Below are 22,207 nucleotides of genomic sequence, written 5' to 3' on the forward strand. Positions count from 1 at the left end.
AATAAAAAATTATTTTTGACTAACCATAAGATATTGAAAAATGACGTTTGAAATAAACCCAGTAAAAAGTAAGATTCAGGACCTGTCTGAACGGACAGTGGTTCTGAGGGGGTATCTTTGACTATGATGCCAAGAAAGAACGCTTAGAAGAAGTCAACGCTGAGCTTGAACAGCCAGATGTCTGGAATGAACCCGAGAGAGCACAAGCCCTTGGTAAAGAACGCTCATCGCTTGAGGCAATTGTTGAAACGATTGACCAGATGATGCAAGGCCTTGAAGATGTTGAAGGTTTATTAGAGCTAGCGGTTGAAGCTGATGATGAAGACACATTCAATGAAGCAGAAGCTGAATTAGAGCAATTACAAGGCAAGTTAGAGCAACTTGAATTTCGTCGTATGTTCTCAGGCGAATACGATAGCGCAGACTGCTACATTGACTTACAAGCGGGTTCTGGCGGTACTGAGGCTCAAGATTGGGCAAGTATGTTATTACGCATGTACTTGCGTTGGGCCGAGTCAAAGGGCTTTAAAACCGAAATTATCGAAGAGTCTGATGGTGATGTTGCCGGGCTAAAATCGGCAACGGTCAAAATTATTGGTGACTATGCCTACGGATGGTTAAGAACGGAAACGGGTGTTCACCGTTTGGTTCGTAAGAGCCCGTTTGACTCGGGTGGGCGTCGCCATACTTCTTTTAGTTCTGCGTTTATTTATCCTGAAGTTGATGATGATATTGATATCGAAATCAATCCAGCAGATTTGCGTATCGATGTGTACCGTGCATCTGGTGCTGGTGGGCAGCACGTAAACAAAACGGAATCAGCGGTACGTATCACACATATTCCAACCAATATTGTGACGCAATGCCAGAATGACCGTTCGCAGCATAAAAATAAAGACCAAGCTATGCGCCAGTTAAAAGCGAAGCTATACGAACTGGAAATGCAAAAGAAAAATGCAGATAAGCAAGCGATGGAAGAGAACAAGTCTGATATTGGCTGGGGAAGCCAGATTCGTTCTTATGTCCTTGATGATGCAAGAATTAAAGATTTACGTACTGGTGTGGAAACGCGTAACACGCAAGCCGTACTGGATGGTGATTTGGATAAATTCATTGAAGCTAGTTTAAAAGCTGGCCTGTGAGGGAAAAATGTCTCAGGAACAACAAGGTGTTGAACAAGCACCTGATTTGAATAACGAACTTAAAGCCCGTAAAGAAAAATTAGCGGCACTGCGTGAAAAGGGTATTCCATTTCCAAATGATTTTCGTCGTGAAGATATTTCCGACAAAATTCATGCTCAATATGATGATAAAACATCCGAAGAGCTTGAAGACTTAAATATCGAAGTATCGATTGCTGGCCGTATGATGACGCGTCGTATCATGGGTAAAGCGTCATTTGCCACGCTACAGGACGTTGGCGGACGCATTCAAATTTATGTATCGCGTGATGACTTGGCAGAAGGCATCTATAACGAACAGTTTAAAAAATGGGACTTAGGCGATATCTTAGGTGCTAAAGGCCGTTTGTTTAAAACCAAAACTGGCGAGTTAACTATTCATTGTCATGAAGTTCGTTTATTAACCAAAGCATTGCGTCCATTACCTGACAAATTCCACGGTCTATCAGACCAAGAAACACGTTACCGTCAGCGCTACCTTGATTTAATTGCGAATGATGAATCTCGTCATACTTTTATTGTTCGCTCGAAGATCCTCGCTGAAGTACGTAACTTTATGGTTAGCTACGGTTTTATGGAAGTGGAAACACCGATGATGCAAGTCATTCCAGGTGGTGCTTCTGCACGTCCATTTGTGACTCACCATAATGCATTAGATATCGATATGTATTTGCGTATTGCGCCTGAATTATACCTCAAGCGCTTAGTTGTGGGTGGTTTTGAACGAGTATTTGAAATTAACCGTAACTTCCGTAATGAAGGGCTATCTCCACGTCATAACCCAGAGTTCACTATGATGGAACTCTATATGGCTTATGCGGATTACCGTGACTTAATCGCGTTGACAGAAGATTTATTCCGTACACTGACACAAAAAGTATTAGGTAATACCGTAGTTCAGTATGGCGAGCAAGAGTTTGATTTTGGTAAACCTTTTGCCAAACTCACCATGAAAGAAGCGATTTGCAAATATCGCCCAGAAACCAATGTTGCTGATTTGGATGATATGGATAAAGCGGTGGCGATTGCTCAGTCTATCGGTATTAAGATTGAAAAGAGCTGGGGCTTAGGCCGTATTCAGTGTGAAATTTTTGAAGAAGTTGCAGAAAGCCACTTGATTCAGCCAACATTTATTACTGAGTATCCAGCTGAAGTTTCACCATTAGCACGCCGTAACGATGACAACCCATTCATTACTGACCGTTTTGAATTCTTCATTGGTGGCCGTGAAATTGGTAACGGCTTCTCGGAATTAAATGATGCAGAAGACCAAGCTGAGCGTTTTGCTGAGCAAGTTCGTCAAAAAGACGAAGGTGATGATGAGGCAATGTTCTATGATGAAGACTATGTTACTGCATTAGAACATGGTTTACCGCCAACGGCCGGTTTAGGTATTGGTATTGACCGTATGGTGATGTTATTCACTAATAGCCATACTATTCGTGATGTTATTTTATTCCCTGCTTTACGTCCTAGCAAAGCTTAAATGCATTATGCCCGGTTAATTCCGGGCATATATTTATAAGCTATCAATATTACTCTTCACATGTTTTATTCAAGTGGTCATTTTAGTTAAAAAATAAAACACCATTTACTAGACGTTAAATGAGTAACGTAAAATGAAATCACTGAAAAGTTTTTTTTTAGTGATTATGACTATGTAATCACTATGTTTTAATTAAAAATAAATTTGAGTTACGAATCGTATCAATTTAATATAAGTAATTCTGACAGATAACTGCTATGCTTTATTACGTAGTTGAATGTCTATAAATACGTTTTTTGATAAAAAATTGATTCTATTTATAATTTTTAATTACTGTTAACCTGTAGAATTGAATTAAGCAGGTTACCCATATTTGGTGTGATGGCGATTATTTTCATGTCATAGGCTTAAATGTGTCAGCAGCTTGATAAATGAAATAAGATTTTTTGTTAGCTAGCATTTTATTTGTTAACAATTGTTTCAGATGACAGAACTAAAATAAGAGTTTACTTGAAAGGTATTGAATTGCTAGTAATGTTTACCAAGTAACCTAATCGTTATCTGACATAAAATAATAAAAAATTCCGAAAAAGGTGTTAATTTACTCCTTTATTGGACGACTAGTGAGAATTAGCTCATAAAATTAATGAAAATATAGCAATAAAATAATTTTAAAACTAAAGTTAAGTTAATCATAAATTTATGAGATGACTCTATTTCTACGTTCGGACTTATAGAAAATAGCTAATTTTTAGCTTACACTAGGTTTTTTGGACATCATTATAATAGCGAAGAAAAGTGCTGGTAAGGTAACCATATGTTTTTAAAAAATAAATTTCATGTTGCATCTTTGCTTATAGCAGGTACAGCTCTTCTTTCAGGTTGTACATTTGGCTCAGACACATACAATACAGCAACACCGAATACCCCAAGTAAACAGACAGTCAATGCAAGTACCGCTCAGCCAGTAACACAACCAACTGCGGATACGAATTCAGGCCAGACTGATAACACATACCCTGAATCTCAAAAAGTTTTAAATAGTGCCATTAGTCGTACACCAATAGCATCAACAAGCTATGGTGAAAATGGTGCTGATCAGCAATCATTTGCCCATTTAAATACGTGTGTTAAAGAATTAAACGCGCTCAAAACACTCTCACCTAAAGATTACAATCGCTTAGTAGGTTCATTTAAAGAAGTTAGCGAAATCAACCGTCTATATCGACAAGTTGAAAGTACTGCTAGCCCAGACACAATTGAATTATTACAAATGGCGATCGAATCCAAAACTAAAGTGTTGTGCGCAAAAGTTCGTTATAACTCAGTATTGTCTACCGAATCAACATTGAAGAAAATTAGTGGATTATGAGAATAAACCTTAGGCTTTGTGTGTCACTGGCACTTGTTACGACTTTTTTTAGTCATGCTCCAAAAGCAGAGCGCTTTAACAATATAATTGATGATTTTGATACTTACCTTCAAATGGAAAAAGAAGGCAAAGTGCAAGAACAAAAGCAGCAATTGCCAGTTAATACACAAAACCAAGGTTATGATATCTTTTCTTCGCTATCTACTGTTCCTGCGCCAAAAGAGAAACAAAAATCTGCGGCAGCTAAAGCTAATAAAGGAACTAAAAGTAAAGCAACAGGGAAGAATAAATCTGCGGCTACATCAACAAAGAAAACAGATGTAGTGAAAGCAGATCCTACTGAGCCAGAAAAAACGACGTTTCCTGAGGTGTGTGCGGTGACGACAGAAAATGGCGTAGCCCCTATTTTATTGTCGTCTTACCCTTATTTTTTTCAAAGCAATCAATGGGATCCTGCTTATCTAGCAAAAGATTTCGCAAAGTATCAATTAGTTCTTGACCCTCTCGGCTTATATGCGTCTAAATTTGCTAAGCCAACTGGTATTAATGCCTCTGCTTATCTTGAGCAGTTAGCGCAATTAATTGAACGTCAACAATTAACTCATTTATATAAGTTTGGTATTGCTCAAGGAGTAGGCCAACTTATTGCCTATAATCATTTACTCAATGATGAACAACTTGTTTCTGAACTCATTAATCATAATAAGAGTATTGCGCAATTAACGCATACAATTACCGAAAAGCAATTTGAGATTGATAAATTAAATGATGAGGTTCTGAAGAATAAAGAGCAAATAGCTCAATTACAGACGATTGTAGATTCATCAGATGACCAGTCTTTAGTTGACACATTAAAGGCTAAATTGGCGGATGCACAAAAAAAAATTGAGCAAAAGCAAAATAGCCTTGAGCAATTGAGCCAAGAAAATCAACAAACTCAAGAAACCATTGCTCAGCTTGAAAAGCAATTAAATGAAAGTGTTGTTGAACAAGCCCAACTTAAACAGCAATTAGCAGAAAAAGAACAGCAATTTGCCTCAGCGAATTTGAAAATTGAGCAACTGACAGCTGATATTGCAAAATTAGAGTCAGAGGCTAAAAATCAACTACAACTTGTTGGTAACACTGATGAACAGATAAAATCAGTGACAGCTGAGCTTTTACAGCAAAAAGAGTTGTTAAAACAAAAAGAAAATGAACTAGCAACGGCTAAAAGTGAAAAAGATGGCGTTCAATCTTCTTTAGTTGCTCAGCAAGAAAAAAGTAAATCACTCGAGTCTCAAAACCAGCAATTACAAGCCCAGTTGGTTGAAAAAGAACAATTAGCAGAAAAAATTCAAGCTTCCCTGGCAGAAAAAACTGAACAAGCAGAACAAAAAGTTGCATTAGAAAATGCATTAAAAGCGGCTCAGGAGCAGCTTAATTCATATCAAAGCACGCAGAATACGTTAGCAAAACAGTTGGCTCAAAGTGAAAAACAACAGGAAGACTTGCAGGCAAAACTCAGCCAGCAAGAGCAGAGTTATGCCACCGCACAAGCGCAGCTGAAGCAAGCGAAGGCGGACTTACAAAAACTCCAAGCGGATGTGGAAAAACAAACCGCGTTGATGAGCCAAGCCAGCGATCAGCAAGTTAAAGCGCTGACGGCGGATTTAAACAAACAACTGGCGTTGCTGAAGCAAAAAGAAGACGGGTTGAAGAAAGCGGAAACCGAAAGCCAAACCACCCGTGACGCCTTAGCCAAACAGCAAGCGGATGCGAAAGCGTTAGCCGAGAAAAACCAGCAGTTGGTCGCAGAGCTCCAGCAAAAGGCGCAACAAGCAGATAGAATTCAGGCGTCATTAGCGGAGCAAACCGCGAAAGCGGCTGAGAAAGTGGCGTTAGAAGCCGAACTGGCCGCGGCGAAAAAACAGCTAGCCGAGCAGCAAGCCGCGCAAAATGCGTTGTCAAAACAGTTTGCGAACAGTGAAAAACAGCAGGCGGACTTGCAGGCAAAACTCAGCCAGCAAGAGCAGAGTTATGCCACCGCACAAGCGCAGCTGAAGCAAGCGAAGGCGGACTTACAAAAACTCCAAGCGGATGTGGAAAAACAAACCGCGTTGATGAGCCAAGCCAGCGATCAGCAAGTTAAAGCGCTGACGGCGGATTTAAACAAACAACTGGCGTTGCTGAAGCAAAAAGAAGACGGGTTGAAGAAAGCGGAAACCGAAAGCCAAACCACCCGTGACGCCTTAGCCAAACAGCAAGCGGATGCGAAAGCGTTAGCCGAGAAAAACCAGCAGTTGGTCGCAGAGCTCCAGCAAAAGGCGCAACAAGCAGATAGAATTCAGGCGTCATTAGCGGAGCAAACCGCGAAAGCGGCTGAGAAAGTGGCGTTAGAAGCCGAACTGGCCGCGGCGAAAAAACAGCTAGCCGAGCACCAAGCCGCGCAAAATGCGTTGTCAAAACAGTTTGCGAACAGTGAAAAACAGCAGGCGGACTTGCAGGCAAAACTCAGCCAGCAAGAGCAGAGTTATGCCACCGCACAAGCGCAGCTGAAGCAAGCGAAGGCGGACTTACAAAAACTCCAAGCGGATGTGGAAAAACAAACCGCGTTGATGAGCCAAGCCAGCGATCAGCAAGTTAAAGCGCTGACGGCGGATTTAAACAAGCAACTGGCGTTGCTGAAGCAAAAAGAAGACGGGTTGAAGAGAGCGGAAACCGAAAGCCAAACCACCCGTGACGCCTTAGCCAAACAGCAAGCGGATGCGAAAGCGTTAGCCGAGAAAAACCAGCAGTTGGTCGCAGAGCTCCAGCAAAAAGCGCAACAAGCAGATAAAATTCAGGCGTCATTAGCGGAGCAAACCGCGAAAGCGGCTGAGAAAGTGGCGTTAGAAGCTGAACTGGCCGCGGCGAAAAAACAGCTAGCCGAGCAGCAAGCCGCGCAAAATGCGTTGTCAAAACAGTTTGCGAACAGTGAAAAACAGCAGGCGGACTTGCTGGCAAAACTTAGCCAGCAAGAGCAGAGTTATGCCACCGCACAAGCGCAGCTGAAGCAAGCGAAGGCAGACTTACAAAAACTCCAAGCGGATGTGGAAAAACAAACCGCGTTGATGAGCCAAGCCAGCGATCAGCAAGTTAAAGCGCTGACGGCGGATTTAAACAAACAACTCGCGTTGTTGAAGCAAAAAGAAGACGGGTTGAAGAGAGCGGAAACCGAAAGCCAAACCACCCGTGACGCCTTAGCCAAACAGCAAGCGGATGCGAAAGCGTTAGCCGAGAAAAACCAGCAGTTGGTCGCAGAGCTCCAGCAAAAAGCGCAACAAGCAGATAAAATTCAGGCGTCATTAGCGGAGCAAACCGCGAAAGCGGCTGAGAAAGTGGCGTTAGAAGCCGAACTGGCCGCGGCGAAAAAACAGCTAGCCGAGCACCAAGCCGCGCAAAATGCGTTGTCAAAACAGTTTTCGAACAGTGAAAAACAGCAGGCGGACTTGCAGGCAAAACTCAGCCAGCAAGAGCAGAGTTATGCCACCGCACAAGCGCAGCTGAAGCAAGCGAAGGCGGACTTACAAAAACTCCAAGCGGATGTGGAAAAACAAACCGCGTTGATGAGCCAAGCCAGCGATCAGCAAGTTAAAGCGCTGACGGCGGATTTAAACAAACAACTGGCGTTGCTGAAGCAAAAAGAAGACGGGTTGAAGAGAGCGGAAACCGAAAGCCAAACCACCCGTGACGCCTTAGCCAAACAGCAAGCGGATGCGAAAGCGTTAGCCGAGAAAAACCAGCAGTTGGTCGCAGAGCTCCAGCAAAAAGCGCAACAAGCAGATAGAATTCAGGCGTCATTAGCGGAGCAAACCGCGAAAGCGGCTGAGAAAGTGGCGTTAGAAGCCGAACTGGCCGCGGCGAAAAAACAGCTAGCCGAGCACCAAGCCGCGCAAAATGCGTTGTCAAAACAGTTTGCGAACAGTGAAAAACAGCAGGCGGACTTGCTGGCAAAACTTAGCCAGCAAGAGCAGAGTTATGCCACCGCACAAGCGCAGCTGAAGCAAGCGAAGGCGGACTTACAAAAACTCCAAGCGGATGTGGAAAAACAAACCGCGTTGATGAGCCAAGCCAGCGATCAGCAAGTTAAAGCGTTGACGGCGGATTTAAACAAACAACTGGCGTTGCTGAAGCAAAAAGAAGACGGGTTGAAGAGAGCGGAAACCGAAAGCCAAACCACCCGTGACGCCTTAGCCAAACAGCAAGCGGATGCGAAAGCGTTAGCCGAGAAAAACCAGCAGTTGGTCGCAGAGCTCCAGCAAAAAGCGCAACAAGCAGATAAAATTCAGGCGTCATTAGCGGAGCAAACCGCGAAAGCGGCTGAGAAAGTGGCGTTAGAAGCCGAACTGGCCGCGGCGAAAAAACAGCTAGCCGAGCAGCAAGCCGCGCAAAATGCGTTGTCAAAACAGTTTGCGAACAGTGAAAAACAGCAGGCGGACTTGCTGGCAAAACTTAGCCAGCAAGAGCAGAGTTATGCCACCGCACAAGCGCAGCTGAAGCAAGCGAAGGCGGACTTACAAAAACTCCAAGCGGATGTGGAAAAACAAACCGCGTTGATGAGCCAAGCCAGCGATCAGCAAGTTAAAGCGCTGACGGCGGATTTAAACAAACAACTGGCGTTGCTGAAGCAAAAAGAAGACGGGTTGAAGAAAGCGGAAACCGAAAGCCAAACCACCCGTGACGCCTTAGCCAAACAGCAAGCGGATGCGAAAGCGTTAGCCGAGAAAAACCAGCAGTTGGTCACAGAGCTCCAGCAAAAAGCGCAACAAGCAGATAGAATTCAGGCGTCATTAGCGGAGCAAACCGCGAAAGCGGCTGAGAAAGTGGCGTTAGAAGCCGAACTGGCCGCGGCGAAAAAACAGCTAGCCGAGCAGCAAGCCGCACAAAATGCGTTGTCAAAACAGTTTGCGAACAGTGAAAAACAGCAGGCGGACTTGCAGGCAAAACTCAGCCAGCAAGAGCAGAGTTATGCCACCGCACAAGCGCAGCTGAAACAAGCCAACGCAGACCTGTTGAAGTTACAAAAAGATGTTGAAAAACAAACAGCGCTAATAGGGCAAGCAAGTGACAAGCAAGTTAAAGAGCTAACAATAAACTTAAATAAACAGATTGCCCTATTGAAACAGAAAGAATCAGCTTTAGCTAAGTTAGAATCTGAGAAAAAATCAATTAATGATGCTCTTACTGCCCAAGAAAATGAGAAGAGAAAACTTGAGCAGCAAAATCAGCAATTTGTTAAGCAGACTAAGTCTCAAGAAGACAAAATTAACAAACTTGAAAGTGATATAGCGGCTAAAACAAAGAAACAGTCTGAGGTTGAGCAAAAACTGGCAGACACAAATAAGCTTTTTGGTGATTTAAAAACGACTTCTCAGAAAGAATTAGCATTAGCACAAGAGAAATTGAAAAAATTACAAACAGAGTTAGATTCGCGTAAATCCATTTCGAGTGATGAAACTTTAAAATTACAAATTGTGGACTTGAACCGATTGATAACTCAACTACAAGATGAAAATGATGCATTAAAAGCGAGAAGTGGATCAAAAACGAATACAGGTTTGGCTGGACGAGTTCCGCCTAGTAAAGATTTAAAAGCGATCGCTGCAGAAAATGCGAAGAAAAACCAAAAGATTATTGAACAAATTACTGCTCAAAAATACAGTAAGCTCGATAACAACACTTACTATAAGATCATGCAAGCAGGCTCACCGATAAAAGACGTCAAAAATAAAGATGTAACTTTTATTATGAGGGAACAATTGACGGATGGTAAGGTTACAGTATTGTACACCGATCAAAACCCTGTCACATTGCCTTATAGCCAGTTACCAGCTCCATTAAATTCCTTTGTAGAACGAGCAGGGGAAGGGGGCATGGTTAAGGTATATATTAAGCCTGAAGGAGGGTATGGTGTTGAAGGTATACCTGGTGAAGTACCACCAAACTCCATGTCAATTATTGATTTGAAAATAATTAAAGCAAAATAATATAATTTTTGTCTAAGTTTATCTTAAAGGTAATTTGTCACTGAAAAGGCAAATTACCTTTTTTGTGATGTATTAATTTAAAAGGGAGTATAAGAAGTATAAGAAGTTTAGGTGAATACTTAAAAGGGGGAGAGCTGCTTGCCGTTCTGCCAGATTATATTTCTATAACTGACAGGGCATGAGTTTGAATATTACTGAGCGGTTAAGCTGCTATTCTTGACCGACTCGGAGTGTATCCAAATCTTTTTCGATAAGTTTGAGTGAAGTAAGATTGACTTGAAAAACCAGCTTCCATTGAAACTTCAACAATACTCATTGTTGTGTTAATTAATAACTGGTGTGCATACATAATACGTTTTTCACTAATCCAAGAACGTGGTGATGTAGCATAAACGGTATTGAACAGCTCTTTAAAGGTTGTTAACCCCATGCCAAAAGTACGTGCAAACTCACTTAATCTCCACTCCTTAAGATAATTATTTTCCATAAATAATTGCAAACGCTCTACTTGGCGACTACTCAGCTGTCTAAAATTAGATAACAATAAAGCACCTTGTTCACTGTAGCTCAGTAATAATAATAACTCGCTTACTCTGAGTGAGAAGATAACATCAGGGTATTCATTATTGATAAATGCATTTAAGCTTGCTTTAATTTCGTTAATGAGAGGAGAAGAATTAAATTTAATTACATCACATGGTAAGCCTTCACCGCGGTCTATTCCACTTAACTCAGCACCATGATTGGAGATGAAGTTACGTAAAAACTTATCATCTAAAGAAATCCAAAGTAAATCACAATTTGTTGTTTCAGCGAGCTGCAATGAGTAAGCGCCTTGTTTGTGATATAAGATATCACCTTCATTTAAATGTTGAGAGTTAGATGGGGTTTCTAGTAATACTGAGCCTTGCTCTACGATTAAAAGCCCTTTGGTTTCTAAATCGATAATGTGATGAGCTGCGTTACTATTAACTTTTATTTGTTTAATTACGTATTGATTTGGTGAATTTACTACTTGCATGACGATACCTTCATTAATTGTATTTAAATATAACTTCAAAATTAAATGTTCAACAATTTCCACCTGGTGATATAAAGCATGGATGTTATTAGTATGTTTGAAATTATATAAATCGATTAATTTTGTGTCACATTGTAATTCCAAATATAAATAAATGTTTCCAAATATATATTTTCCGATCTTTTTCTGCAAATAGCTCGGTATTTATTGGTTTTAAAATGGTATTTTTTCTGTTTATTCCTATAATTTTAATTAGTTTAGATTAAAATTCTAAATTAATAAAATTAGTCGGTTGTTAATATATTATTGTTTATTACACATAAAATGTGTTTTTTTTCTACTTTCTGCTCACTTATCATTTTTAGTATAGTAATATGAATTTTAGCTATGCTAATGGTGATATTAGAATTCGTTAAAACTATTATTGATTAATTTCATTAATGTAATAATTGATTGCTAACTTAATTTATTTTTTTTTATAATCGTATCGATTGATATTATTTATTAATATGAGGGTAATTGCTGTTAAGATGTGACTTGAGTCTCATTTTTTAGTAGATAGGTTTGAATGATGGCTCTGATAGGTATTTTAAATATATGTTTTGATAAATAGTTTTTTCTTGTTATTACTTTTCTCGCTTATTATTGTTTAATATACCCGTATTTTATTACTTCTCCTTATACTGTATTTTGCTTAAGTAGAGGGTTAGTTTGAGTTATGGTTACGCTTATCGAGGTTCTTGCTTCCGAGCTGTGCGTTTATTTACTTTGGTAGGTAAATCAGGAACAGGTTTACGATCATCAATTAAATGGCGTATAGCGAGTATTGGGTGATGGATTAACATTTTAGGGCCAGCCCAGCGCATAACTAGCTTCATTTGTTCCCGCATTTTGGGTTGGTAACAATGGATTGGACATTGTTTACATGCTGGTTTTTCTTCCCCATACCGGCATTTTTCTAGCCTATTAACGGCATAGGAAAATAATTTTTGATAAAAATCAGGAGATTCTAGTGGCGCAGGGTAGGCTTTTTCATAGATTTTTATCATTTTTTCAATCGTTTTAATTTCACGATGAATGCGTTTGCCAACCATAGAAAGTCCTTAGAGAATTAAAACATATATTTAATATACAATTTTAAGAGGCGAATGGTTAGCTAATGATGATTTATTCGTGTTTTTATTGATAGAGCTCAATTAAATGGTGAATTTTCGACGCAATAAAAAGAGGGTAAAAAATTACCCTCTTATATTAGTGTGAAAAACCACTTAGCTAAGACTAAATGAATCAATATAATATCGTCATTTTTAGAATGTTAGCTAAGTTTGTGATTTTCGTTATGTGAGAAAAATACCAGATATTATTATCGTGATAAGCTATTGACTCGAGAGCATTATCTTTTGCATTTCATCTTTAAGATGTAATTTTTCTTTTTTTAGCTTAGCGACATGCTCATTGTAACCAGCTCCAGAAGGACCTTCTAATTTACTGATTTCTTTGTCGAGTTGATGGTGTTTTTCATAAAGAGTCTGAAAACGGGGATGTGTAGAGATTAATTTTGAAACTAAATCTTGATCTGCTGATAACATACTACCTCCTCAGAATGTATTAAGCCTCAGATTCAGTATAAACATTGCGTACATTTTGTACATCCAAATAGCTTGTAATTTACATAATTTTTATTAGTTTTATGATCTTTCTACTAGAATTAAGTCGTATTACATTGCTTTACCTGAGTTATCTCTATTTTTGTAATTAAGAATCATCTATAGTGATAATTACGACGTAAATGACTTAATATGTATAAAAGTCTGGTTTTAAAAATTAGTTTTATGTTCTTAAATAGGAATAAATAATGAAAAAAGCGATTTTATCTGTAATGGCAGCGGCACTAATTTCATCTTGTGCAGTAGCAACGGAAGATTTGGAAAAGATCGCGCCATATCCAAAAGCTGAATCGGGTATGACTCGTCATGTAATTGAATTAACCAAGCAACAAAATGAAAATGACTTTATGGTTGAGTTAGTTATTGGAAAAACGATCAAAGCAGATTGTAACCGCCAATGGTTTATGGGTGACCTAGACAAAAAGACATTAGAAGGTTGGGGATATGATTATTATAAACTCGACGAAGTAAAAGGCCCTGCGTCTACCATGATGGGATGTTCTGAGCCGGCAAAAGACCGTTTTGTGACAACTCAGTTAGGTGATGATGCATTTGTGCGTTATAACAGCAAGCTACCAATTGTGGTTTACGCTCCAAAAGATATGCAAGTGAAATATCGCATCTGGTCTACAGACGATAAATTAATTGATTCAGTTAATAAATAAATATTCAAGAAAATGCCGCATTTAGCGGCATTTTTTATAGCAATTAATTTAGCGAATAACAAATACAGATGTTTTCGCATGGCGCACAATAGCGGATGCTGTGGAGCCTAATAGGTAGGTTGAAGTGCTTGGGTGATGAGAGCCAACAACTATTAGGTCGGCACCAATTTCTTGCGCATAATCCAAAATTTCGTCTTTGGCGGAACCAATACCAACTTTGCAGTTAATACGTTCATCAGCAACTTTGATATCTTTAATGACCTCTTCTAATGCACGCATTGCGAGAACTGAGCGTTCTGCAGAATCTTTATTGCTTTCTGGTAAGGCGGCAATTTCAATACCAAAAAATAATTCAAGACTTGGAATAACGGATAGAAAATGAATTTCGGCTGAGCTTAGTTGCGCTAGTGCCTCAACGTGTTTGATGATCTCTTGGTTCAACTCATCTTCTAACAAATCAATAGGAACTAGGATTTTTTTATACATAGCGACCTCATTTTCGTGTTATTTGAAATTAATTACAAAGGCTTATCTTCAATATATCATAAGTTAAATGGAAAGTAATAAATGCTATAACGTGCGCATTTATCGCTTAGAGTTAAGGTAAATATAATTAATTATTTGAAAATAAAGGATAATTATTGTTGAGTCACCCTTTGTTTACAATTATTAGTGAGACTTTTAACAGGAACTATGCGATTATTGATTTTAAATATCATTAACCAATTGATTTAAAAGGTTTATTTGAATGATAATTATTTTGTTTTTCATTAAAGAATACATCATATGAATATGAATAATGCCTCGCCCAAGAAAAAAAGTGAGCTCGAGCTACAGCAAATAAAATTTAATGCAGCGAAGAAAAGTACACTCATCAGTGTCGTTGTTAATACACTCTTATCCATTTGGCAGATAATTATTGGTGTTATTTCACATTCTTCAGGGCTAGTTGCTGATGGTATCCATACCTTGTCTGATTTAATTGCTGATTTTGTCGTATTAATCGCGAATAAAAAAAGTCATAAAAAACCTGATGAAGATCACCCCTATGGCCATTTTCGTTATGAAAATGGTGCCTCATTAATATTAGGAATAATTTTATTAATTGTTGGTGTGGGGATGGTTTGGTCTGCTATTGAAAAGTTACTCAACCCAGATTTAATTCCTGAAGTACATACCATAGCTTTGGTCGCTGCACTGATCGCTTTAGTGGCAAAAGAAGGCTTATTTAGATATATGCTGCATGTTGCGAACAAAGTGAATTCGAGTATGTTAGTTGCAAATGCTTGGCATGCACGCTCTGATGCCGCTTCTTCATTAGTTGTTGCCATCGGTATTATTGGGAGTTTATGCGGTTTACGTATTTTTGACCCGATTGCTGCCCTCATTGTCGGGACTTTTGTTTTTCGCATGGGGTTCAAATTTACGAATCAATCGATGCAAGACTTAATGGATAAAGGCGCGAATGAGGAAACTTTGCAGGAAATTCGTTCTGTTTTAGATAATATAAGTGAGTTATCGGGATATCATGATTTAAAAACACGTAAGTCGGGTGATTTTTTATTAGTAGATGTGCATCTAGAACTTGATGGAAATATGAGTATTACTGTTGGCCATGAGATTGCGGTAAATGTACGTAACAAGTTGATGGAAAACCCATTAATTTTAGATGTTATGACTCACCTTGACCCTTATGATAAAGATGTTAAGCATTAATCATACGTTTATTTTATTTTTCGATAAGAACCGAGCTTTAAAGTGGCTCGGTTTTTTATTGCAAGCTATTATATAAAAATGACTTATTAATTATTGCACCCAGTTGATAACAAGGCGAAAATTAATACGTTGTTTCATAATGGCACAATATAGTATTTGTTCAAAGTATAGGGAACATGTAGCAAACTCTACAAATTTGTACTCTATAGTGATTATTGAATGATTGAGGAAAAAATGCGGTTAACTCAAGAACAATGTCAGACATTTCGCGCTCCAAAAGTAATTGCCCTTACGAATCAAAATGGTATGAAGGTTATTCTCAGTAGCTTAGGAGCTAGTTGGCTTAGCTGTATACTTCCGTTAACAACAGGAAAGCGAGATGTTGTTTTGGGTTCACCCAATATGGCGAAACAGATGGAGCAAGGGGTATATCTTGGTTCGATAGTCGGGCGAGTAGCTAACCGTATAAATAACTCTCAATTTACGCTAAATAAGCAACATTATCAGGTAACGGGTAACCAAGGAGTACATTGCCTTCATGGTGGAAAACATAATTTTAGTCACCGTATATGGGGTATTTTTCAACCAACTCCACAGAAAGCTATTTTTTCTTTGGCGTCTCCTGCTGGCGAACAAGGTTTTCCGAGCCAGTTAGACGTTGAAGTGAGTTATGAACTTACAGAAGATAATCAAGTGGTTATCCATCATAACTACCAAGCTACCGATGCTTGCCCTGTTAACCTTGCGAATCACATCTATTTTAACTTAGCAGGAGAGGATTCGGTTAGAACGGCTTTAGAGCATGATTTATATATTGATGCAGACCAATATTTGCCAACAGATATGGACGGTATTCCAACGGGGGAATGGCATAATGTTGCAGAAACAAATTTTGATTTTCGCCAAAGTAAGCGAATTGGCCGGGATTTTTTACAAGATGATGTGCAGCGTCGTGTTGGGGGCTATGACCATACGTTTATATTAAACAACGCATTAACTGATGGTGAGCAGACAGTCGCAATCCTCAGCGCACCAAGTGGTGATGTGTGCCTCAATATCGCCACTACACAGCCTGCATTACATGTGTACAGTGGAAATAATCTGTTTGCAACGTCAGGGAAAACCCGAACGTATGTCCCTTATTCAGGGGTAGTGATGGCTACTCAGTTTCCAACAGACGCCATTAATCATTCGGAGTGGGGCACGCGATACAGCTCGATTGCTCTTTCTCAACAAGTGTATCGAAGCCAAACTCGTTACCAATTTATTTTCTAATCTAGCTGGTGAATATTCAGCGCCTCTATATTAAGGCGCTGAATTGAATTACTGGTTAATAATTATTTAGACTTAAATAACAAACAAATCCAGATATTCATTGACGGGCATTTTTTCTAGCATGGGTTTATCGAGAGAGGCTTTTAGAATTCGAATTTGTTGGGCTTCTGGGAATTGCCTTGCTAAATTAATTCTAAATTTATTCAATAACAATGGCATACCCTCTTTGCGGCGGCGTTTGTGACCAACTGGGTATTCGATAACAACTTCATCAAGCACTTGCCCATCTTTCAATGTGATGGTTAACCCGTTGCTAATCGAACGTTTTTCAGGATCATGATAATCTCGAGTAAACTGTGCATCTTCGGTGCAATACATTTTTGCACGTAATGCATCAATACGCGCATCTTTGGCAATATTGTCTTCATAATCAGCTGCGGTTAAACGACCAAAAATTAATGGGATAGCAACCATATATTGGATGCAATGATCTCTATCTGCCGGGTTATTTAATGGGCCTTTTTTATCAATAATACGAATACAAGCCTCATGGGTACGAATGGCAATAGACTCAATATCTTGTGCCGATTTCCCTAATTTCTCAAGGGTTTGATAGAGTTGTAAAGCTGCTTCTACCGCTGTTTGGGAATGAAACTCAGCAGGGAAAGAAATCTTAAACAACACATTTTCCATGACATATGAGCCATAAGGGCGTTGAAAACGCAGTGGTTGTCCATTAAATAAAACATCGTAGAAGCCCCATGTTTTCGCGGTTAGCGCCGTTGGGTAGCCCATTTCTCCTTTTTGAGCCATTAAAGCCAACCGAACTGCACGGGATGTGGCATCACCGGCTGCCCATGATTTACGGGACCCTGTATTGGGGCTATGGCGGTAGGTACGTAAGCTGTGCCCATCAATCCATGCTTGGGAAACGGCATTGAGAATTTGATCTCTTTCCAGCCCTAATAAATGTGCAACAACCGCAGTTGAGGCTACTTTAACTAAAATGACATGATCAAGGCCAACTTGGTTAAAGGCGTTTTCTAACGCAATACAACCTTGAATTTCATGCGCTTTAATTAATGCAGTCAAAACATCTCTAATGACTAGTGGCGCTTTGCCTTTAGCAATGTTTTCACGTGAAAGCCAGTCAGCCGTCGCCAAAATACCGCCAAGGTTATCTGATGGATGGCCCCATTCGGCAGCAAGCCAAGTGTCATTAAAATCGAGCCAGCGGTACATGGTACCAAGATTAAAAGCGCCTTGCACAGGATCTAATTGAAATTGTGTGCCTGGGATTTTTGCTCCATTTGGCACAATTGTTCCTGGCACAATAGGTCCTAATAATTTTTTACATGCGGGGTATTCAAGGGATTCCATACCGCAACCCAGCGTGTCGAGCAGGCAATGATAAGCTGTATCATAGGCGAGGTCAGAAATAATCGGGTAATCCATTACATAATCAACAATATCGCTGATCACTTTATCAAATTCAATTTGTTGCGAACGCACGGTTTGTGTTGTCATTAGGTTACCTTTTAACGCTGTTCTATAGGAGTAAATAATTGATTTTCAGGCCCAATGTAGTTGGCTGAAGGACGAATAATTTTATTATCTTGTCGTTGTTCAATAATATGGGCTGACCAGCCAGCGGTACGCGCCATAACAAATAACGGGGTAAACATAGCGGTGGGGATGCCCATCAGGTGATAAGCCACAGCCGAAAACCAATCTAAGTTGGGAAACATGTTTTTCTCACGTTTCATCACGGACTCAATGCGATCCGCAACGGTATAAAGATGCCGGTTTAAACTTTGCTCTGATAACTGTAAAGCAACAGATTTGATAATGGGATGACGAGGGTCTGCGAGGGTATAAACTGGATGGCCAAAACCAATGATAACCTTACTATTTTTAATGCGTGCGGTAATATCGTGTTCCGCTTCGTCCATCGAGGCATAACGTTGCTGAATTTCTAAAGAAACTTCATTTGCGCCGCCATGTTTTGGACCACGCAGCGCGGCAATTGCCCCTGTCATCGCTGAGTAAAAATCCGTACCTGTCCCAGCAATAACCCTTGCTGCAAATGTGGATGCGTTAAATTCATGTTCCGCATATAAAATTGCCGTAATATGCATGAATTTTTCCCATTGAGCAGGAGGTTTTTTACCGTGTAATAGGTGTAAGAAATGCGCACCAATCGAATCATCATCTGTTTGGGTTTCAATACGCCGTCCATGGTGGCTAAAGTGGTACCAGTACAACAATATCGACCCTAATGATGCTAATAAGCGATCAGCGATATCTCTAGCACCAGAAAAAGGGTGCGATTCTTTTTCTGGTAAAACACAGCCCATCATTGATACGCCTGTGCGCATGACATCCATCGGGTGTGCGTTAGCGGGTATTGATTCTAACGTCTGTTTAACGCTTGCCGGTAACCCTCGAAGGGATTGCAGTTTTTCTTTGTATGCAACGAGTTCAGTTGCCGTAGGGAGCCTTTCATGGATGAGCAAATGTGCGATTTCTTCAAATTCACATTGTGTTGCCAAGTCGTGAATATCAAACCCGCGATAATGCAGGTCATTACCATTACGCCCAACGGTACAAAGGGCCGTGTTTCCGGCTGCTACACCAGAAAGTGCAACTGATTTTTTAGGTTTAAATTGAGGAGTTTCAGTGTGGTTAAGTTGTTCATTCATCATTTATTCCTTGTAGGGGACTGAGGTAATGCAACTTTCGGTAATAATAAGTAATTAAAAATTAATATTTTTTCTGTGAAAATAATGCATCCAGTTTTTGCTCATAATCGTAATAATGAATACTCTGATACAGCTCTTCTCGAGTTTGCATTAGCGGAATGACACTTTTTTGCGTGCCTTCTTTACGTAATGTTGTATAAACCTGTTCAGCCGCTTTGTTCATGGCGCGAAATGCAGAAAGTGGATATAGTGCGATGGCAATGCCAACACTGCGTAATTCATCAAGAGTAAACAGTGGGGTTTGGCCAAATTCAGTTAAATTGGCCAGTACGGGAGCAGAGGTGTTATTTGTAAATTTTTGATACATAGAGAGTTCTGTAATAGCTTCTGGGAAAAGCATGTCCGCGCCTGCGTCTAAGTAAGCTTGTGCACGTTCCAGTGCGGCATCAATGCCTTCTACCGCTAATGCATCAGTTCGAGCCATAATCACAAAACTGTCATCGGTTCGTGCATCAACAGCTGCTTTGATGTGGTCGACCATTTCTTGTGTCGAAACAATTTCTTTATTAGGGCGGTGGCCACAACGTTTGGCACCCACTTGGTCTTCAATATGTAACCCTGCTGCACCTGCTTTACAAAAGGATTTCACGGTACGGGCAACGTTAAAAGCGGAAGGGCCAAAGCCAATATCGGCGTCAACCATTAGTGGTAAGTCACAGACGTCGGTAATGCGTCGAATATCAATTAAAACATCATCTAACGTTGAAATACCTAAGTCAGGCATACCTAATGATCCTGCGGCTACGCCACCCCCAGATAAATAAATAGCTTTATAGCCAGCTTGTTTTGCAAGGAGTGCGTGGTTGGCATTGATCGTTCCAACAAGCTGCAATGGCGACTCTTGCTTGATAGCCTCGCGAAATTTGTGTCCTGCACTAAATGATGACATAGCGGCCTCATAAAATGTTAATCAGTTGTAATGAGATTAGGGTAACAATAGTCATAAAGCAATTGGCGTGCCAACCTTGAATTAAGAGGTGTGGGAATATAAATTTATTAAAAATCAATTGGATATTGATTTTTCTAGTTTGTGATAGAAAAAACAAAGTTAAAATAATCAGTTGGAATGTTTCAATGAAACAATATATTGTTAAGTGAAACGGAAATGAAACACGATGAGAAGGTATGGCGATGATGGATAAACCGATTATTTGGACGGTTTCAGTGTCCCGGTTATTTACACTGTTTCGAGATATCAGCCCAGAATTTAGTGAACAAGCGGAAATCACACCACTTAATCTTGGTTTTGAACAGGCGGTAGAGGCCGTTCGTCAACGATTACAGGAAGGGCATTGTGACGCCATTATTAGTGCGGGTTCAAATGGTGCTTATTTAAAAAGCCATGTTTCAGTACCGGTTATTATCGTGAAAACCAGCGGGTTTGATGTTATGCAAGCATTAGCCAAAGCACGAGAAATTAGCGATAAAATTGGGATCATCAATTATAAAAAGCCATTTTCATCATTAGATGAATTTCAGCAGCGTTTTGGTTTGCAAATTGAACAGCGTAGCTATGTTACCGCAGAGGATGCGAGAGCTCAGCTTAAGGCACTGAAAGCTTTGGGGATCTCCGTTGTGGTGGGCGCTGGGTTAATCATGGACTTAGCAGATGAAATGGGGATGACAGGGGTTTTTGTTTATTCCACACAAACCATACGGCAAGCATTTTCAGATGCTATCGAATTAAGCCTGATGTCGAGGCGTGAAAACCATTCGCAAGACAAATATCTCCCCCCTAACCCTGCAAAAGTTCGTTATACCATTAATGACCTGATTGGTTCATCATTACAGATGGAACGTGTTAGGCAAACCATTATGTTATATGCACGCTCTGATGCAACGGTATTGGTTCAAGGTGCGAGTGGAACAGGGAAAGAGATGGTGGCACAAGCCATTCATCACGAATATACCTTATTTAATCAACATAAGCGAAGTAAACAACAAATGCCTTTTGTGGCCGTAAACTGCGGAGCAATACCTGAAACATTATTAGAAGCCGAATTATTTGGCTATGAAGAAGGTGCTTTTACGGGGTCTCGCCGCGGTGGCCGAGCAGGCTTATTTGAACTGGCGAATGGGGGAACACTGTTTTTAGATGAAATTGGTGAAATGCCTATTGCATTACAAACAAAGTTATTACGAGTGCTCGAAGAGCGTTCGGTAGTGCGAGTTGGTGGGTATAAACCGTTACAAGTCAATGTTCGGGTCATTTGTGCAACCCACTGTGATTTAGACGGTTGGGTAAAAGAAGGGCGCTTTCGAGCTGATCTATTTTATCGGCTCGGGGTACTAAGAATGCGAGTACCAGCGCTCAATGAACGTGGCGATGATATTTTTGTATTAGCGGAGCGGCTGCTTAAATTAGCCTTTGCAGGATTAAGATTGCCTTTACCTTCCTTTCGTGTACAGCAACTAATTGTATGTAAAGAATTTTTTCTTGAGTATTCATGGCCCGGCAATGTTCGAGAACTCAGAAACTTAATGGAGCGAGTCGCGCTGTATTGTAGTGCTTACCCAGAAAAAGCGATCACAACACAAATGTTAATAAGTTTATCTCCAGAAAGGCAGGGTAGCGAACACAAGGACGTCGTAATAAAAGATAAATCACATGAACCATTAGAAGACGTAATGGCAAGATTTAATGGGGATCGTAAAGCGGTGGCCGAGTATTTAGGAATTAGTAGGACTACGTTATGGCGCCGACTTTCCTCCCATTCCTCCAGACCGAATTCTCGTATTGCACCAAGGAAGAGTAAGAATTAGTATTTTTATGCATTCCTCTAATTCGATTTATAGTGTTTTCACTAAATTTTAATGAATCTCTATTAATTTTTAAATAAAAAGAAAAAATAAGGGAATAACAAACAAAAAAGTGAAATAAATTGTTTTAGTAAATTGAGCAAGGCAAATTTGCTTTATCAATCAGCTTATGCAGCAGGAGAAAACAATAAATAATTTTTTTTGTGATTAAGCACTTTTTAGGTTCCTTATATTTAGTTTAAGTTGTATCTAAAAGTAACAGGGGTGGTTTTGCATGTTGTTTTTATAAATAAC

General features: G+C 39.9%; 15 protein-coding genes. 8 read left to right on the top strand and 7 right to left on the bottom strand.

Going from position 1 to position 22,207, the window contains the following annotated elements:
- Window positions 1-40 precede the first annotated feature (40 nt).
- From prfB to P3L37_RS06115, 4 genes are all read left to right on the top strand, one after another.
- Window positions 41-1,142 (top strand): peptide chain release factor 2 gene (prfB, locus tag P3L37_RS06100; RefSeq protein ID WP_109912913.1). Its coding sequence is split into 2 segments (ribosomal slippage): window positions 41-118 and window positions 120-1,142, totalling 1,101 coding nucleotides; the frame shifts between segments, so codons are not numbered across the junction.
- 7 nt (window positions 1,143-1,149) lie between these two features.
- Entirely contained in the window at window positions 1,150-2,667 is a 1,518-nt protein-coding gene (gene lysS, locus P3L37_RS06105) for a lysine--tRNA ligase (protein WP_109912912.1), read from the top strand.
- A gap of 817 nt (window positions 2,668-3,484) precedes the next feature.
- Complete coding sequence (locus P3L37_RS06110; protein ID WP_109912911.1) at window positions 3,485-4,039, top strand: hypothetical protein; 555 nt, start codon at window positions 3,485-3,487, stop codon at window positions 4,037-4,039.
- A gap of 20 nt (window positions 4,040-4,059) precedes the next feature.
- Entirely contained in the window at window positions 4,060-10,047 is a 5,988-nt protein-coding gene (locus tag P3L37_RS06115; RefSeq protein WP_316927674.1) for a hypothetical protein, read from the top strand.
- 202 nt (window positions 10,048-10,249) lie between these two features.
- On the opposite strand, the gene P3L37_RS06120 is transcribed toward P3L37_RS06115, so the two are convergent.
- From P3L37_RS06120 to P3L37_RS06130, 3 genes are all read right to left on the bottom strand, one after another.
- The gene (locus P3L37_RS06120; RefSeq protein WP_110732284.1) at window positions 10,250-11,068 is read right to left on the bottom strand and encodes a helix-turn-helix transcriptional regulator; all 819 of its coding nucleotides are present in this window, start codon (window positions 11,066-11,068) and stop codon (window positions 10,250-10,252) included.
- Between the two features lie 728 nt (window positions 11,069-11,796).
- On the bottom strand, window positions 11,797-12,162 hold the full coding sequence (locus tag P3L37_RS06125) for a nitrous oxide-stimulated promoter family protein (protein WP_004913005.1): 366 nt from the start codon (window positions 12,160-12,162) through the stop codon (window positions 11,797-11,799).
- Between the two features lie 282 nt (window positions 12,163-12,444).
- A complete protein-coding gene (locus P3L37_RS06130; protein WP_004261774.1) occupies window positions 12,445-12,657 on the bottom strand; it encodes a DUF465 domain-containing protein in 213 nt (70 codons plus the stop codon).
- A 266-nt stretch (window positions 12,658-12,923) separates the two neighbouring features.
- Here P3L37_RS06130 and eco point away from each other — a divergent pair, with 266 nt between their 5' ends.
- The gene (eco, locus tag P3L37_RS06135) at window positions 12,924-13,400 is read left to right on the top strand and encodes a serine protease inhibitor ecotin (protein WP_004913002.1); all 477 of its coding nucleotides are present in this window, start codon (window positions 12,924-12,926) and stop codon (window positions 13,398-13,400) included.
- 48 nt (window positions 13,401-13,448) lie between these two features.
- Here eco and P3L37_RS06140 read toward each other — a convergent pair whose 3' ends face one another.
- Entirely contained in the window at window positions 13,449-13,886 is a 438-nt protein-coding gene (locus P3L37_RS06140; RefSeq protein ID WP_004912997.1) for a universal stress protein, read from the bottom strand.
- Between the two features lie 300 nt (window positions 13,887-14,186).
- Between P3L37_RS06140 and P3L37_RS06145 the strand changes: the two genes are divergently transcribed.
- Both P3L37_RS06145 and P3L37_RS06150 read left to right on the top strand, forming a co-directional pair.
- Window positions 14,187-15,116 carry a cation diffusion facilitator family transporter gene (locus tag P3L37_RS06145; protein WP_004912996.1) on the top strand — a complete coding sequence of 310 codons (930 nt, stop codon included), beginning with the start codon at window positions 14,187-14,189 and terminating at the stop codon, window positions 15,114-15,116.
- Window positions 15,117-15,350: 234 nt separating this feature from the next.
- On the top strand, window positions 15,351-16,391 hold the full coding sequence (locus P3L37_RS06150; protein WP_109913308.1) for a galactose-1-epimerase: 1,041 nt from the start codon (window positions 15,351-15,353) through the stop codon (window positions 16,389-16,391).
- A gap of 72 nt (window positions 16,392-16,463) precedes the next feature.
- Here P3L37_RS06150 and P3L37_RS06155 read toward each other — a convergent pair whose 3' ends face one another.
- The 3 genes from P3L37_RS06155 to prpB all read right to left on the bottom strand — a co-directional run bounded on the left by P3L37_RS06155 (window position 16,464) and on the right by prpB (window position 20,042).
- Window positions 16,464-17,918: a bifunctional 2-methylcitrate dehydratase/aconitate hydratase gene (locus P3L37_RS06155; protein ID WP_109913307.1), complete on the bottom strand. Its 1,455-nt coding sequence runs from the start codon at window positions 17,916-17,918 to the stop codon at window positions 16,464-16,466.
- Between the two features lie 11 nt (window positions 17,919-17,929).
- Window positions 17,930-19,093 (bottom strand): 2-methylcitrate synthase, encoded by a 1,164-nt coding sequence (prpC, locus tag P3L37_RS06160; protein WP_109913306.1) that lies wholly within the window; start codon window positions 19,091-19,093, stop codon window positions 17,930-17,932.
- A gap of 61 nt (window positions 19,094-19,154) precedes the next feature.
- The gene (prpB, locus tag P3L37_RS06165; RefSeq protein ID WP_110732093.1) at window positions 19,155-20,042 is read right to left on the bottom strand and encodes a methylisocitrate lyase; all 888 of its coding nucleotides are present in this window, start codon (window positions 20,040-20,042) and stop codon (window positions 19,155-19,157) included.
- Between the two features lie 245 nt (window positions 20,043-20,287).
- Here prpB and prpR point away from each other — a divergent pair, with 245 nt between their 5' ends.
- Window positions 20,288-21,916 (top strand): propionate catabolism operon regulatory protein PrpR, encoded by a 1,629-nt coding sequence (prpR, locus tag P3L37_RS06170; RefSeq protein ID WP_109913309.1) that lies wholly within the window; start codon window positions 20,288-20,290, stop codon window positions 21,914-21,916.
- Window positions 21,917-22,207: the final 291 nt, after the last annotated feature.

The sequence above is a fragment of the Providencia sp. PROV114 genome (genome assembly GCF_032704305.1).
GTDB lineage: Bacteria > Pseudomonadota > Gammaproteobacteria > Enterobacterales > Enterobacteriaceae > Providencia > Providencia rettgeri.

Bases quoted from the DNA above. Each gene is read 5' to 3' on its own strand.
- lysS (WP_109912912.1), top strand. From the start codon at position 1,150: ATGTCTCAGGAACAACAAGGTGTTGAACAAGCACCTGATTTGAATAAC.
- P3L37_RS06110 (WP_109912911.1), top strand. From the start codon at position 3,485: ATGTTTTTAAAAAATAAATTTCATGTTGCATCTTTGCTTATAGCAGGT.
- P3L37_RS06120 (WP_110732284.1), bottom strand. From the start codon at position 11,068: ATGCAAGTAGTAAATTCACCAAATCAATACGTAATTAAACAAATAAAA.
- P3L37_RS06125 (WP_004913005.1), bottom strand. From the start codon at position 12,162: ATGGTTGGCAAACGCATTCATCGTGAAATTAAAACGATTGAAAAAATG.
- P3L37_RS06130 (WP_004261774.1), bottom strand. From the start codon at position 12,657: ATGTTATCAGCAGATCAAGATTTAGTTTCAAAATTAATCTCTACACAT.
- eco (WP_004913002.1), top strand. From the start codon at position 12,924: ATGAAAAAAGCGATTTTATCTGTAATGGCAGCGGCACTAATTTCATCT.
- P3L37_RS06140 (WP_004912997.1), bottom strand. From the start codon at position 13,886: ATGTATAAAAAAATCCTAGTTCCTATTGATTTGTTAGAAGATGAGTTG.
- P3L37_RS06145 (WP_004912996.1), top strand. From the start codon at position 14,187: ATGAATATGAATAATGCCTCGCCCAAGAAAAAAAGTGAGCTCGAGCTA.
- P3L37_RS06150 (WP_109913308.1), top strand. From the start codon at position 15,351: ATGCGGTTAACTCAAGAACAATGTCAGACATTTCGCGCTCCAAAAGTA.
- P3L37_RS06155 (WP_109913307.1), bottom strand. From the start codon at position 17,918: ATGACAACACAAACCGTGCGTTCGCAACAAATTGAATTTGATAAAGTG.
- prpC (WP_109913306.1), bottom strand. From the start codon at position 19,093: ATGAATGAACAACTTAACCACACTGAAACTCCTCAATTTAAACCTAAA.
- prpB (WP_110732093.1), bottom strand. From the start codon at position 20,042: ATGTCATCATTTAGTGCAGGACACAAATTTCGCGAGGCTATCAAGCAA.
- prpR (WP_109913309.1), top strand. From the start codon at position 20,288: ATGGATAAACCGATTATTTGGACGGTTTCAGTGTCCCGGTTATTTACA.